Origin of the sequence: Cellvibrio sp. QJXJ, from assembly GCF_024452345.1 — a bacterium.
Classification (GTDB): Bacteria; Pseudomonadota; Gammaproteobacteria; order Pseudomonadales; family Cellvibrionaceae; genus Cellvibrio.
In genome coordinates this window covers 3127619-3141486 of record NZ_CP101662.1, presented here as the reverse complement: position 1 = coordinate 3141486, position 13868 = coordinate 3127619, and the positions used below count along the sequence as shown (strand labels likewise).

Here is a 13868-nt window from a genome sequence, read left to right as displayed (position 1 = left end):
GGCAGGCGAGGAATGAGTTGGCTATGTTACTATATAACCTTTGTTCGGGCATTTATTTCACTGCCGCCGTTGCGCGGTGTTACAGGATTCACAATCATGGGTTTACCCCGCTTGGGTTTTGTTTTCCCCCTGGCTTTTATTTGTCGCACCTTGATGGCGTTGTTGCTATGTTCATTGGCGAGCACGGCGGCGGCCAAACCCAAGGTGTTGGCCAGCATTAAACCACTGGCGCTTATCGCCCAGGAGGTGGCTGGCAGTCATGCGGCTATCGATACTCTGCTACCTGTAACAGCCTCAGCCCATGATTATCCGCTCAAAATGTCCGATCATCGTCGCCTGCGCGATGCGGATTTGGTGCTGTGGGTGGGAGCGGAATTGGAGAGTTTTCTGGCGCGCCCACTCGCCAGTTTGCCGGCGCAACAAGTACTGACAACCTATGGCTTGAGCGATTTATTTTGGCCTGAACTCGATAATCACGATCATGCCCATACCAGTCGCGACAATCAGCATCAGCACGCCAGCGGCGATCCACATATCTGGCTGGATCCGCGCAATGCGGCGGTTATCGCCCGTGCATTGGCCGAGCGCCTGACTCAAATTGCGCCTGAGTCGGGTGCACAATTTACCCTCAATGCCGAGCGTTTTAGTCAGTCGTTAGTGGAGTTGGATGCGCAGTTGCTCAAGCAGTTGGCGCCGGTAAAGCCCTTGGGTTTTGCGGTGTATCACGAGGGCTACAGCCACTTTGTTAGCCATTACGGCCTGCATCAATTGGCCTATGTAACGTTTACGCCGGAGCGTCGCCCGGGCGCGAAACATTTGCAGGAATTGCGCGATGTACTGGCGAAAGAGGGGCGCTGTGTATTTTTGGAGCCCTACCATAACAGCCGTTCGCTAGAGGAAATGGCGCATTCGTTGGGCTTGAATATCGGAATGCTGGACCCTGTGGGTAATGAGCAAGTATCCAGCTATCACATGTTGATGGAGCAATTGGGGCAGAGTTTTTTACGCTGTCTTGCGGATAGTACTGACAGTGGCGCCGCCAATCACTGAGCTGTGAAAGGGTTTGCGCAGTTTTACATTGCGCGCTTCCAGCATGTCCAGCTGGCGTTTGTTTAACTCCAGCACAAATGAATCGTAATACTCGCGCACCTCCGCATCGCGTGACGCGCTGCCATCGCGCAGCAGTTCCAGCATTCCTTCTTGTGTCGCCATGCGATGGCGAATTCCTGTTTTGTGATAAATGCAGCTGGCTAATTGTTGCAGGCGAAAAATCGCCGTTTGCGAGAAGATTAAAGTATCCATAAACAGTCCTGTGCAAATAGGGGTTAATACCCGACAGAAAGAATAAACATCGCGATGGTTTATTGCTGTGGCTGATACATCTGCACGCAAAAACGGCTTACAAAAGCAGCGTTCCTGATCAGTCTAGGTCAGCTGCCAGTTACTGATGTTTGTTTTGACGCCAACCTAAAAAGCAAATGACAAATTTGTGATTCTGTACAAAAAAAGAGCCCCGCAGCGGCTCGATAACACTTATCAAGTCTTTGCAGGGCTAATACACGAGGAGAAAATAAAGGGTCAAACAAAACAATAACGAGAAAATACTTGCCGGATTAGCGGTTGACCAATCCGGCTACAACCGGTGTTTCAGTGTTTCAATCAGAGTTCGAACTGCTTGGCCAGTTTGGCTTCCAACTGCTCTTCGAGTTTGGCGTGTGCCTTGTCGTTCAGAGCATCTTCTTTAGCAGTCAATTCATCAGCAATACGCGCTTCCGCGTCTTCCTGAGTTTCAACCCAAGTCGCCTTTACGCCTAAATCGGCAGCGGCCAGGGTCAATTCTTGATTCTTCGCATCATCGGCATAAGCGCCGGTTGCGGTCAGTAACAAAGTGGCAAATATCAGTGTGGTCTTTTTCATCGTGGGTTCCTCCGATGGATCATTCAATTCCAGTTGCCTTGTGAGCAACCTAGTTGTCTTGGGTAAAGTGTTTAAGTCTAGCGTTTGGGTAACATCAGAAGCGGGTTAAGCTCTTTTGTTACCTTATGTTACTCATGGTAACACATTAAATTTGATTGGCTAGTGGTTGGTTAAATCTTTTTGTTATTGAAATCTATAAAATGTGAATAAATACCGAAACTTAGCCGGTTATCCTATAAATCGCACGAGCTTTGTCGTCTGGTAACACATTTTTGTGGTGGTAACACTTTTGTAATCATCGCTTCCCTGATTGTTACCTTTGGGGGGATTGCATTATGGCTCTGGCTCGATCACTGGGCCTTTGGTGTATCCTGCGGCCTATTTACAGCCCCTTTAGTGCAGATATTCCTATGACCGAGACTCTCCAAAATCAGCCGCCTCTGGTGCTTGTTGATGGTTCTTCCTACCTTTATCGTGCCTATCACGCCCTGCCACCACTCACCAATTCCAAAGGCCAGCCCACGGGTGCGGTCAAAGGGGTGGTAAATATGATGCGTCGGTTGGTGAAGGACTACCCACGCAGCCCTATAGCCGTAGTCTTTGATGCTAAAGGCAAAACCTTCCGCGACGACATGTTTGCCGAATACAAAGCCAATCGCCCGCCTATGCCCGACGATTTGCGCCCCCAGGTGCAACCCATTCACGACATAGTGCAAGCCATGGGGCTGCCGCTATTAGTAATAGAGGGAGTAGAGGCCGACGATGTGATTGGCACCCTCGCGCGCCAAGCCACCGAACAAAAACGCGACGTGGTGATTTCCACCGGCGATAAAGACATGGCGCAGCTGGTGAATGAGCATGTCACTTTGGTCAATACCATGACTGAAACGGTATTGGATATTCCCGGCGTTAATGCCAAGTACGGTTTTGGTCCGGAGTTGATGATTGATTACCTCGCGCTCATGGGCGACAAGGTCGACAATATTCCCGGTGTGCCCGGTGTGGGTGAAAAAACCGCGCAGGGATTAATTCAGGGCATGGGTGGGTTGGATGCAATTTATGCCGATTTGGAAAAAGTGCGCACCCTGTCATTTCGCGGCGCCAAAACCATGCCGGAAAAATTAATTGAACATCGCGATATGGCTTATCTGTCTTATCGCTTGGCCACGATTAAAGTGGATGTGGAATTGCCGCTGAGCCCGGAATCTATTCATCTTTCAGCGCCTGATAATCAGCGCTTGCGCGAATTATTTGAAGAGTTGGAATTTAAAAGTTGGGTAAAAGATTTAGGTGAAGGTGCAGTTGCGCACAATAGGGTCGAGCAATCTGCAACAGTCAATGATCTTACTGCGGGAAATAGTAGCGAACAAAAAATTGAAACCGCTACTACCCTTCCGCAGGAAATTCGTTACGACATCATTACTGATAAAAATTTATTTTCCGAGTGGTTAGTGCGTTTACAAAATGCAGCCCTGTTTTCGTTTGATACCGAAACCACCGCGCTGGAAATTATGGATGCCAAAATTGTCGGGGTGAATTTTGCGATTGAAGCTGGTATTGCCGCTTATGTGCCTTGCGGTCATGACTATATGGGCGCACCCGAGCAACTGCCGCTGGAGTGGGTGCTGGAGCAATTAAAACCCATTTTGGAAGATGCCAATAAAATAAAAATTGGCCAGAATTTAAAATACGATCGCAGTGTGCTGCTCAATTACAACATCGAATTGCGCGGTATTAAATTCGATACCATGCTGGAATCCTATGTATGGAACTCCATAGGCAGTCGCCACAATATGGATGACCTCGCCCAAAATTATCTGGATTACAAAACCGTCACCTTTGAAGAGCTGGCGGGCAAAGGTGTAAAACAGCTCAGCTTTAACCAATTAAAAATTGAGGACGCCGGACACTACGCGGCGGAAGACGCCGATATCACTCTGCGCTTGCATCAATTTTTTTGGCCACAGTTAGAAAAAATTGAATCGCTAAAAAATGTATTTGAAAATATTGAAATGCCGTTGGTGCCAGTGTTGTCGCGTATTGAACGTAACGGCGCGTTGGTGGATGCCAAGTTGCTCGGCAAACACAGTATTGAATTAGGTGAGCGATTAACACAACTTGAGCGCAAAGCCTATGAGATTGCCGGGCAAGAATTTAATTTAAGTTCGCCCAAACAATTAGGCGCGATTTTATTTGAACAACAGAAGTTGCCCGTTATTAAAAAAACACCGACAGGTACGCCTTCAACTGCAGAGGAGGTGTTGCAAGAGTTGGCACTGGATTATCCGCTACCCAAAGTGTTGATGGAGTATCGCGGCCTGGCAAAATTAAAATCGACCTACACCGATAAATTGCCGCTGGTGATTAACCCGCGCACTGGCCGCATACATACCAGCTATCATCAAGCGGTAGCGGCAACCGGGCGTTTATCCTCGCAAGATCCCAACCTGCAAAATATTCCGATTAAAACGGAAGAGGGGCGCCGTATTCGCCAGGCGTTTATCGCCCCTAAAGGTTATAAATTGGTAGCGGCGGACTACTCGCAAATTGAACTGCGCATTATGGCGCACTTGTCGGATGACGCCGGCCTGCTCAGCGCCTTTGAAAAAGGGCTGGATGTACACCGTGCCACCGCCGCCGAAGTATTTGGCGTGGCGTTGGATGCGGTCAGCCCGGAAATGCGTCGCAGTGCCAAGGCGATCAACTTTGGTTTGATCTACGGCATGTCGGCCTTTGGTCTTGCCAAACAATTGCACCTCGGGCGCAACGAAGCACAGCAATATATTGATCGCTACTTTGAGCGCTACCCGGGTGTGCAGCGCTATATGAACAATATCCGTGCGCTTGCCCATGAACAGGGGTATGTGGAGACCTTGTTTGGTCGTCGCCTATATCTGCCGGAGATCAACGCCAAAAACAAAAACCTGCAAATGGGTGCCGAGCGCACCGCTATTAATGCCCCCATGCAGGGTACCGCTGCCGATATCATCAAAACCGCGATGATTAAGGTGCAGGCCTGGCTGGATGAAACGGGATTGGATGCCAAAATCATCATGCAAGTACACGATGAATTGGTACTGGAAGTCGCTGAGTCACAACTCGATAGCGTGCGTGCAGGGTTAATTGAACGCATGTCGGCGGCAGCGTCACTTAAGGTGCCGTTACTGGTGGAAGCGGGTGTGGGCGATAACTGGGATGAGGCACATTAAGCGCTGTGTAAATTTTTTTAACAAGCTAAGGCTTTGTTTTTATTAATGTTTGCTGAATTAACCAAAGATTGTGCAAATTTATTTACAAATTTGTTGAACTTAATTTGAAAGGGGTGGGTCTCAGTTATGTGTGTTTTACGATCATGAGCTAACTCCTCCCCTAATGGCGTTTAAGCCAGCTGAGCATGAAGTCAATTAAGCTAAGCCAACCCCGATTTTATCGGGGTTTTTTTTGCCTGTTATTTGGCAATCACAGGCGCGGTATTCAGGGGGATAAGGTGACGATTGGATGGTTTTGATGCCGCGGGAGGTGATCTCGATCACTAAATTGTGCAAAAAATGTTGCACTGAGCGTATTTGAAAAATTTCACTGAACTTTATTGCCAGCCCTTAGGTCAGAGTAATCAGTTAAGCCAACTTATTGATTTAACGTGTGTATTTTCCTCCCGTCTTTGGTTGTTTTACTCTAGCCCATCTGGCGCCACCCCAAGGGTGCCAGTTTTTTATCCGATGATTTTCACAAATCATCGGATTTTTTTATTGGGGGTTCTATTGCTGCGATGTCGCGCCTGGCGCTGTGCCAGCTGTATCCAATTGGACCGATTCCGGCGCGAGCCAGGATTGCAATTTCGCTTTGAGTTCATCGAGACCGGCATATTTCAGCGCCGAAAAACACTGGATACTGACCAGCTTGTCCAGATTGGCTTGTTTGAGCTGCTTTTGCACCGCGAACAGGGAGTTATTGGCCTGCATACGGCTGAGTTTATCGGCTTTGGTGAGTAGGATATGCACCGGCATATTGCCCTTGATCGCCCAGTTGAGCATGGTGGTGTCAAAGTCCTGCAGTGGGTGACGAATATCCATCAGCAGGATCAAACCTTGCAAGCACTGGCGTTTTTGCAGGTATTCCGACAAGTCGCGCTGCCATTTTTCTTTTTGATCGCGCGAAACCTTGGCGTAGCCGTAACCGGGCAAGTCCACCAGGCGCTGGGTATCGCTCAGGTTAAAAAAGTTGATTAACTGGGTGCGACCGGGGGTTTTACTGGTGCGTGCCAGCTTTTGGTTGGTCAACGCATTAATCGCACTGGATTTACCGGCGTTGGAGCGACCCGCAAAGGCGACTTCATAGCCAGTCTCGGGAGGACACTCGCGGATACTGGGTGCGCTCTTGGTGAAATAAGCCTTGGTAAATACGATCTCGGTCAAGATAATAACCCTTCAAAATAGTGTGTTATTAGCGCGTTGGTAATATAATGCCGGCGCTTTTCGGGCCGCCGTGCGCGCCAAAAGCGGGATTCATGCGGAATAGGGGTGAGATTGTAGCTTGTTGACTTGTCATTAAGCGAACCTAACCCGAATTTCTTGCGTATATACTTGCCACCAAAGACGCACGCATAACAATCAGATTCATCGATCAAATCGGATTAGCCAATGAAACATATCGTACGAAATGCACTTTTATCACTGGGTCTGGTAGCGGTTGCCCAGGGCGCTATGGCGGCTGGCGATGCTACAGCGGGTGCTGCCAAGGCAGCCGTATGTGGTGCCTGTCACGGCGCCGACGGCAATAGCCTGGTTGGAACCTTCCCGAAATTGGCTGGTTTGGGCGAGAAATACCTTGTTAAACAGTTGCAGGATATTCAAGCCTGGGACCTGGAGCAGGACGCCGCCAAAAAAGAAACTACCGGCCGTAAAGTGCCGGAAATGGTGGGTTTGTTGGCCAACTTGAATGAGCAGGATCTGGCAGACATAGCCGCTCACTACGCGGCTCAAACTATGCAACTGTCTGGTTCCAAACCATTGCAAGTGCAGGTCAACTCCGGTTTGAAAGTGGATGCCTTGGCCTTGGGTGCACGCACCTTTCGTGCAGGTAATATCAGTACGGGTGTCCCTGCTTGTACCGGTTGTCACGCACCGGATGCCAAGGGCAACGTTGCTGCTGGTTTCCCACGCTTGAGCGGGCAACATCCGGAATATATCGAAAAACAATTGCGCGCTTTCCGCGCGGGCGATCGCACTAACGATGGCGACCAAATGACCATGCGTTCGATTGCTGCCCCATTGAGTGATGCCGAGATAGTTGCTTTGGCTAACTACATCGCCGGTTTGCACTGATCGCGGCGAGAGTTAACAAGTGTTAAAAAAGGCGACTCCGGTCGCCTTTTTTGTATCTGCTCTTTACAGATATGACCTTGGGTCGCAGAATCCGGCCCAAGTTGGGAACTAGTCAGTCTATTGCAGGACTAAACCCACAGGTTTTTGCACAACTATTACATCAACAATATAAGTATTGAGGAGCGGTTTATGCGTATTTTGGTTGCCCTGTTAGGGCTGGTGTTTTCGCTGAGTGCCTGTGCCCAGGAATCAGCTGATACTTATAAAGAAGGTCAACACTACGTGGTACTGGAGCAGCCGGTACGCACCAGTGACCCCAGCAAAATTGAAGTAGCGGAAGTATTCGCCTATTCCTGCCCGCATTGCTTTGATTTTGAACCCATGCTGCAAGCCTGGGAAAAAAAGCAGGGGTCAGATGTTTACCTGAGTCAAACCCATGCTATGTGGAATCCGCAGATGGAGCCGCTGGTGCGTGGTTACTACACCTCTGTAGCGCTTAAGCTGAAAGAAAAAACCCACATGGCCGTTTTTAACGCCCTGCATTTGGAGCGCAAACAAATCAATAGTGCTGAACAGTGGGCTGACTTTTTCGCTACCTACGGCGTTGAGAAGGCCAAGGCACTGAGCACCTATAACTCCTTTGGTGTTACCAGCCAGATCAAACAAGCTGAAGCCCGTGCGCGCAGCTACAAAATCACCGGCACACCGGAAATGGTGGTTGATGGCAAATACCGCATCAGCTCGCGTTTGGCGGGTGGCCATGCCGAGATGCTGAAAGTGGTGGATTTTCTGGTTGCCAAGATTCGCGCTGAACGCGGTACCACAGCGCCCGCGCAATAACTTTTTCCAGGCTTTTGCCTGAAACCCGCGCCGCGTTACGCTGCGCGGGTTTTGTTTTTCTGTGACGCTAAAAATGTGATTTAAGCAGCACTGGCTATACTCAACAGACTCCCTTTTCAACGCCCCGATTAAGCAGGTCCCCACAGGTTGTATGACAGCAAATAACAGCGATAAAAATAACTGGCGCGAAAAGTATTTGAATGCGCTTGATGAGCAGGATCAGCTGGAAAAAAAGTTTGCCGAGCAGCAGGCCATTTTGCGCAGCGCGTTGGTGCGCGTGAGCATTGCCGCCGATGGACAGGATGAAGTACTGGATCGGACTCTCTCCAGCCTGCGTGAAAAGCTGCGTGGCGATATGAGCACGGTGGATATGTCCGACATTCTTCAACAATTGGAGCGTGCGGCGTTGAGCTTTGAGCAGCAGCGCGAACAGGGCTCGCAGGATGTGCGCCAGGCGTTGATGGACGTGACCAAACCGCTGCAGCAATTCAAATTGTCGCGCAGTGTAAAAAAAGAGCTGGGCGATTATCTTTCCCAGCTGCCCCAGCGTAGTAAGAAAGTGCGCCTCTATCCGGCGCTGTTGCAGCAGCTGGCCAAAATCCAACAGTTGGCGCTGGAGGAAATCGAACAGCCCAAGATCGGATTTTTTGAACGCTTACTGGGAGCCAAAGCGGAGCCTAAAACGACTGCCGCCGATCTCTTGGCAGATATGGATAACCCTGATGCATTGGGACAGGAAGAATCGCAAGCGGCGCTGGAACAGCATCGCGAGGAGGCGCGCGTTTCCCTGAACATTGCCCCGCGCGCCAAAAGTCAGGTGCCTGAACTGGCACCGGAATATGCTGAGGAAATTGCACGGGTGCTGAACCAGTTTTTACTCAGCCTTGAAAATGAAGCGGCGATAAAGGACAAGGTTGACGCTATCCGCCGCCAGGTGGCGAATGGGTTGGCGCAAACGGCGCTAATCCCAACACTGGAGGCTGTGCGCGATCTGGTGATGGAGGCCTACCTCGCGGCGAATCAGGCGTTTGCCAATTATTTAAAAAACGTCAATCAGGAATTGGCCGAAATTTATGGGTTGTTGGGCGGCGCGGTTAAAAATAACCAACAGGAACTCGCGGCATCGCGCAAGTTGCAAGACGACGTAATGCGCGAGATGAGTGATTTGGAAACCAGTGCCAATAGTGCCACCGACATCAATCAACTCAAAGACCGGGTGAAATCCCAGATTGGCAATATTCGCCAGGCAATTGATCAGTACCAGAGCAGCGATATCAACCAACATCAATTGGCGCAGCAGTTAGCGACGCTGGGCGAAAAAATAAAACTGATGGAAACCGAAGCGGAGCAAAATCGCTCCAGTCTGGAAAAACATCGGCACAAAGCATTGCATGACCCGCTCACTGAGCTGCCTAACCGCGAGGCCTATAACGAACGCGCCGTAGCAGAAGTGCAGCGCTGGCAGCGCTACCAACGGCCATTGACGATTGCGATTTTTGATATCGATTATTTTAAAAAGATAAACGATAACTTTGGTCATCAGGCGGGCGACCGAGTGATTAAAGTAATTGGGCGCTCGATTGCCAAACGCCTGCGTGAAGTGGATTTTTTCTGTCGCTATGGCGGCGAAGAGTTTGTGGCATTTATGCCGGAAACCGATGCCGACTCTGCGCTCGTGGTGTTGGAAAAATTGCGTGAGGCAATTGCCAAGGCGGCGTTTAATTACAAAAACCAACCTATGTCCATCAGCATCTCTATTGGATTAACCGAATTTAAAGCGGGCGATGATTTAGCCAGTGCATTTGAACGTGCCGACAAAGCGCTGTACCGCGCCAAAGCCAATGGTCGCAATCGCTGCGAATTAATAAGAGATATTGCACAATGAAATATTTTTTTTGGGTTAGCAAAGTCCCCTTGTGGTGCAGCTTTTTTCTTATTTCCATGAATGTCGCTGCGGCGCAATTTACGGCGACCTTGGTAGAGGCCGACGGTGCACCGCTGGCAGATGGGGTTATCGCCCTGATTCCCGCGCAGCAACCCAATTACACCGATGTACCTACCGCACTGATGGACCAGCGGCAGAATATGTTTGTGCCCAAGGTGCTCGCCATTCGCACCAATACCCAGGTGCGTTTTCCCAATGGCGACGATGTTCGCCACCACGTCTATTCCTTTTCGCCAGCGAAAAAATTTGAGTTGCGTCTCTATCACGGTATGACCGCGGAGCCAGTAGTGTTTGATAAACCCGGCACTGTAGTGCTGGGCTGCAATATTCACGATTCCATGGTGGCCTATATTTATGTGGTGGACAGCGAGTATTTTGCAGTGACCGATAACACCGGCAAGGTGAGCATCAGCGCACCTGCAGGCAGCTATCAATTACAGGTCTATCATCCCCGTTTGCCCGGCGACTACCCGGCAAGTGCGGTGCAGTTAAATGAGAGTGCAGCAGCGCAGACTATTCGCCTGGAGAAGCTGAACCCTCCCGATAACGCTGCGCCAGCAGACGATTACTCCAACTTGTTTTAACCGGAACCCGGAATGCCAAAGTTTAGTTATCTGCTCAAATTGCTAACTTTTTTAATCGGGTTAGTGATTGTGCTGGAAACGATTTCCTACCTCGCGACACGTGTCATCATTAATAAAGCGGTGACACAAAATGCGCGTGTTGAATTACTCGCTGGTGGCGAGTTGTTTACGCGCATCATGCAAAAAAATGTTGAACAGTTGGCGCTCTCGGTAAAAGTGCTCACGGAAGATTTTGGCTTTAAAGATGCGGTAGCCACTAACGATGAAAAAACCATTGCCTCGGCATTAATGAATCACTCGGCGCGGGTGAAAGCGGATATCGGTGTGATGATTGGTCGCGATGGCAAATTAGTGGCTAGCAGTGAAAGTTTTGCATTGCAGGTGGGCGATGAATTTGCCAACTTGCAAGATCAGGCCCAGCGTCGCGGTCAGGCGTATGACATTATTTTTGTGGATGGTCGCGCCTACCAATTTGTAATGTTTACGGTCAAGGCGCCAGTGGTAATTGGCCTTGCGGGAATGGGTTTTGAAATAAAACAGGATTTCAGCGCAGAACTGCGCAAACTGACCGGTCTGGAAGTGTCGTTTGTCAGTCAGTTAGACGATGGCTTTCATTATCTCAACGGCACGCTTAGCCATGAGCAACCACAGAATTTAATTCGCCAATTAACACAGCGCGAGAAGTTGGGCGATGTATTTATCTATGACGATTTTATTTCCCTGGCGGTGCCGGCGGCGCGTCAAAACCAGCAGTTGATTGCCGTATTACAGGTATCTTTAAGCCAATCCCTCGCGCACTTTTCGCATTTAAATGTGCAGTTGTTTGTGCTGGCGTTGGTGTTTTCTGTGCTTGCCGGTATAGCGGCATTATTTTTAGCGCGCAGCGTCACGCGCCCGGTGACCTTGTTAGCCACAATTGCGCGGCGCATTGCCGGTGGTTTTTATTCCACCCCGATTGCGGTGAAATCCAATGATGAGTTGGGCGATTTGGCACGCGCTTTTATCAGCATGCAAAAAGCGATTGGTGAGCGTGAACAGCAAGTGTTGTATCAATCAGAGCATGATCCGCTGACCGGCCTGCCTAATCGGCTGGTAATTTTTCCGCGTTTGGAAGAGGCGATTTCGCGCTCGCGACCGCTGAAACAAGCCGTATTTTTGTTAGTGATAGATATTAAAAATTTTACCCAGATCAACGATGAACTCAGCCAGGAAATTGGCGATGCGGTGTTGCGCGAAGTCGGCCAAAAAATTCACCGGTTGTTAACGCACGGTGAAGTATTGCGGTTTGGTAGCGATGAGTTTTTAGCTATTTTAATGGCGCCCGATAAAGAGACGGTGAATGAGCTGGTTGAATTGATCCATGCCGGGTTTAAAACGCCGCTACAGGTCAGCGGTATTCAAGTCAGTGTGGAAATGAATATCGGTTTGGCGACCTATCCGGCGGATGCCGATTCGGCGGATTCGTTGTTGCGCCGCGCTAATCTCGCCTTAAATGAGGGGCGCGCGAGCGAACAGCGCAGCTGTTGGTATCAACCGGGTTGGGATGAAAAACATTTGCGTCGTTTGCATTTGTTTCGCGAATTTGAACCCTCGTTAAATGCCGGCCATATCAGTTTGTATTACCAGCCGAAAATTAATTTGGATCAGCCCGATAATCTGGGTTCGGAAGCGCTGGTGCGCTGGCACCATCCGGAGATGGGTTTTGTTAGCCCGGATGAATTTATCAGTGTCATAGAAAGTTCCGGGCAAATTACCTTGCTCACGCGCTGGGCGTTAAAAACGGCAGTAACCCATTTGCGTCGTTTGTTGGATCTGCAGATTAATATCACCTGCTCGGTGAACCTCTCGGCGCTTGATTTGCTAGTGGATGACCTGCCGGCCTATGTCGCGGAGTTGTTGCAGTCACAACGTGTACCTGCCGAGCATTTGGTATTGGAAATTACCGAGAGCGCCATCATGCGCGAGGCCGATAAATGCCTGAATAATTTGCGCCGTTTGCGCGACTTGGGTTTGACCTTGTCGATTGATGATTTTGGCACTGGTTATTCGTCGCTCTCGCAATTAAAAAAATTGCCGGTTTCGGAATTAAAAATTGATAAATCCTTTATTTTAAATTTGGACACCAGCGCTGATGATCAATTGATTGTGCGCTCCACCATTGATTTAGGGCATACCCTCGGCTTGAGCATTACGGCAGAAGGTGTTGAATCCGAGGCGATTAAAACCTTATTAAAAGATTACGGCTGCGATACCGCTCAAGGCTACTTGTATAGCAAGCCGCTACCAGCGGAAGATTTTATCCAGTGGGTGAATCGGTATCTGGCGGAGTTGCGCGCATGAAAATAATGGCTATCAAAAAAATGACTGTCCCCAAAATGTTATTGAGTATTGTTTTATTGCTGCCAACATTGTTTGTGCACGCGGTTACTGATACTGATTTGGCGGCCGACCAACCCATCAAGCGCAGCCGCTTATTGGCAACCGGCGGCGCAACAACCATTGAAGGCAGTGCCGGTGGTGGCATAGTGCCTATGGCGGTTATTTCCGGTTACGGCGCGCAGGAAGAGCAGAGCGCTACCGCCTTTGCAAGTTATGTGGATACCGGCGATTATCAATTGGAAGCGATTGGCGGCAGCTGGAGTTGGCGCAATCGCGTGGAACTATCCATCGCGCAGCAAAAACTGACACACGATTCTTTAACTGCCGCCTTGTCCCTGCCGAGCGATTCCATTAGCCAGCGAATTATTTCTGCCAAGGTGCGTGTAGCGGGCGATTTAATTTACACACGGCTACCACAGCTGAGTATTGGTGTTCAGCATAAAAAGAATCTGGATTTTTTGGTGCCTGCAGCGGTTGGTGCAAAGGACGATTCGGGCACCGATATCAATTTCACTGCCACCAAATTAATTTTGGGTGGATTGTTGCACCGCAATTTATTACTCAATGCGAACTTGCGTTATACCAAGGCCAATCAAACCGGATTGGTGGGTTTTGGCGGCGATAAAAATAATGACTATGAATTGCTACCGGAAATATCTGCGGGTGTCTTAGTGAATCGCCATTGGCTCCTGGGCACCGAATATCGCCAAAAGCCCAACAATTTATCCTTTATTAAAGAGGATGACTGGCAGACAGTATTTGTTGGCTGGTTTCCTAATAAACGCGTAGCGCTGGTTGCTGCTTATGTGGACTTGGGTGAAGTGGCCACCTTTAAAGATCAAACCGGTTGGTATTTATCGCTGCAGGGGAGTTTTTAAT

11 protein-coding genes are annotated in these 13868 nt (G+C 49.5%); 8 read left to right on the top strand and 3 right to left on the bottom strand.

Annotation, left to right across the window (positions count from 1 at the left end):
* The first annotated feature begins 96 nt into the window (after positions 1–96).
* Positions 97–1050 (top strand): zinc ABC transporter substrate-binding protein, encoded by a 954-nt coding sequence (locus NNX04_RS13645; RefSeq protein WP_261946129.1) that lies wholly within the window; start codon positions 97–99, stop codon positions 1048–1050.
* Here NNX04_RS13645 and NNX04_RS13640 read toward each other — a convergent pair.
* Together NNX04_RS13640 and NNX04_RS13635 are read right to left on the bottom strand one after the other, a co-directional pair.
* Positions 1003–1302 carry a hypothetical protein gene (locus tag NNX04_RS13640; protein WP_007639390.1) on the bottom strand — a complete coding sequence of 100 codons (300 nt, stop codon included), beginning with the start codon at positions 1300–1302 and terminating at the stop codon, positions 1003–1005. The genes NNX04_RS13645 and NNX04_RS13640 overlap by 48 nt on opposite strands.
* Positions 1303–1659: 357 nt before the next feature.
* Positions 1660–1917: a hypothetical protein gene (locus tag NNX04_RS13635; protein WP_007639391.1), complete on the bottom strand. Its 258-nt coding sequence runs from the start codon at positions 1915–1917 to the stop codon at positions 1660–1662.
* A gap of 410 nt (positions 1918–2327) precedes the next feature.
* Between NNX04_RS13635 and polA the strand changes: the two genes are divergently transcribed.
* A complete protein-coding gene (polA, locus tag NNX04_RS13630) occupies positions 2328–5126 on the top strand; it encodes a DNA polymerase I (protein WP_261946128.1) in 2799 nt (932 codons plus the stop codon).
* 549 nt (positions 5127–5675) lie between these two features.
* On the opposite strand, the gene yihA is transcribed toward polA, so the two are convergent.
* The gene (gene yihA, locus NNX04_RS13625; protein WP_261946127.1) at positions 5676–6332 is read right to left on the bottom strand and encodes a ribosome biogenesis GTP-binding protein YihA/YsxC; all 657 of its coding nucleotides are present in this window, start codon (positions 6330–6332) and stop codon (positions 5676–5678) included.
* 225 nt (positions 6333–6557) lie between these two features.
* On the opposite strand from yihA, the gene NNX04_RS13620 reads away from it, so the two are divergent.
* The 6 genes from NNX04_RS13620 (at position 6558) to NNX04_RS13595 (ending at position 13867) form a co-directional block, all read left to right on the top strand.
* Complete coding sequence (locus NNX04_RS13620) at positions 6558–7241, top strand: c-type cytochrome (protein ID WP_007639404.1); 684 nt, start codon at positions 6558–6560, stop codon at positions 7239–7241.
* Between the two features lie 189 nt (positions 7242–7430).
* A complete protein-coding gene (locus tag NNX04_RS13615; RefSeq protein WP_261946126.1) occupies positions 7431–8081 on the top strand; it encodes a thiol:disulfide interchange protein DsbA/DsbL in 651 nt (216 codons plus the stop codon).
* A 151-nt stretch (positions 8082–8232) separates the two neighbouring features.
* Positions 8233–9966 carry a sensor domain-containing diguanylate cyclase gene (locus tag NNX04_RS13610; protein WP_261946125.1) on the top strand — a complete coding sequence of 578 codons (1734 nt, stop codon included), beginning with the start codon at positions 8233–8235 and terminating at the stop codon, positions 9964–9966.
* Complete coding sequence (locus tag NNX04_RS13605) at positions 9963–10610, top strand: methylamine utilization protein (protein WP_261946124.1); 648 nt, start codon at positions 9963–9965, stop codon at positions 10608–10610. Before NNX04_RS13610 ends, NNX04_RS13605 begins: the two co-directional genes overlap by 4 nt.
* A 12-nt stretch (positions 10611–10622) precedes the next feature.
* Positions 10623–12950 (top strand): putative bifunctional diguanylate cyclase/phosphodiesterase, encoded by a 2328-nt coding sequence (locus tag NNX04_RS13600; RefSeq protein ID WP_151054949.1) that lies wholly within the window; start codon positions 10623–10625, stop codon positions 12948–12950.
* The gene (locus NNX04_RS13595; protein WP_261946123.1) at positions 12947–13867 is read left to right on the top strand and encodes a DUF3034 family protein; all 921 of its coding nucleotides are present in this window, start codon (positions 12947–12949) and stop codon (positions 13865–13867) included. Before NNX04_RS13600 ends, NNX04_RS13595 begins: the two co-directional genes overlap by 4 nt.
* Position 13868: the final 1 nt, after the last annotated feature.

Bases quoted from the DNA above. Each gene is read 5' to 3' on its own strand.
- NNX04_RS13645 (WP_261946129.1), top strand. From the start codon at position 97: ATGGGTTTACCCCGCTTGGGTTTTGTTTTCCCCCTGGCTTTTATTTGT.
- NNX04_RS13640 (WP_007639390.1), bottom strand. From the start codon at position 1,302: ATGGATACTTTAATCTTCTCGCAAACGGCGATTTTTCGCCTGCAACAA.
- NNX04_RS13635 (WP_007639391.1), bottom strand. From the start codon at position 1,917: ATGAAAAAGACCACACTGATATTTGCCACTTTGTTACTGACCGCAACC.
- polA (WP_261946128.1), top strand. From the start codon at position 2,328: ATGACCGAGACTCTCCAAAATCAGCCGCCTCTGGTGCTTGTTGATGGT.
- NNX04_RS13620 (WP_007639404.1), top strand. From the start codon at position 6,558: ATGAAACATATCGTACGAAATGCACTTTTATCACTGGGTCTGGTAGCG.
- NNX04_RS13615 (WP_261946126.1), top strand. From the start codon at position 7,431: ATGCGTATTTTGGTTGCCCTGTTAGGGCTGGTGTTTTCGCTGAGTGCC.
- NNX04_RS13610 (WP_261946125.1), top strand. From the start codon at position 8,233: ATGACAGCAAATAACAGCGATAAAAATAACTGGCGCGAAAAGTATTTG.
- NNX04_RS13605 (WP_261946124.1), top strand. From the start codon at position 9,963: ATGAAATATTTTTTTTGGGTTAGCAAAGTCCCCTTGTGGTGCAGCTTT.
- NNX04_RS13600 (WP_151054949.1), top strand. From the start codon at position 10,623: ATGCCAAAGTTTAGTTATCTGCTCAAATTGCTAACTTTTTTAATCGGG.
- NNX04_RS13595 (WP_261946123.1), top strand. From the start codon at position 12,947: ATGAAAATAATGGCTATCAAAAAAATGACTGTCCCCAAAATGTTATTG.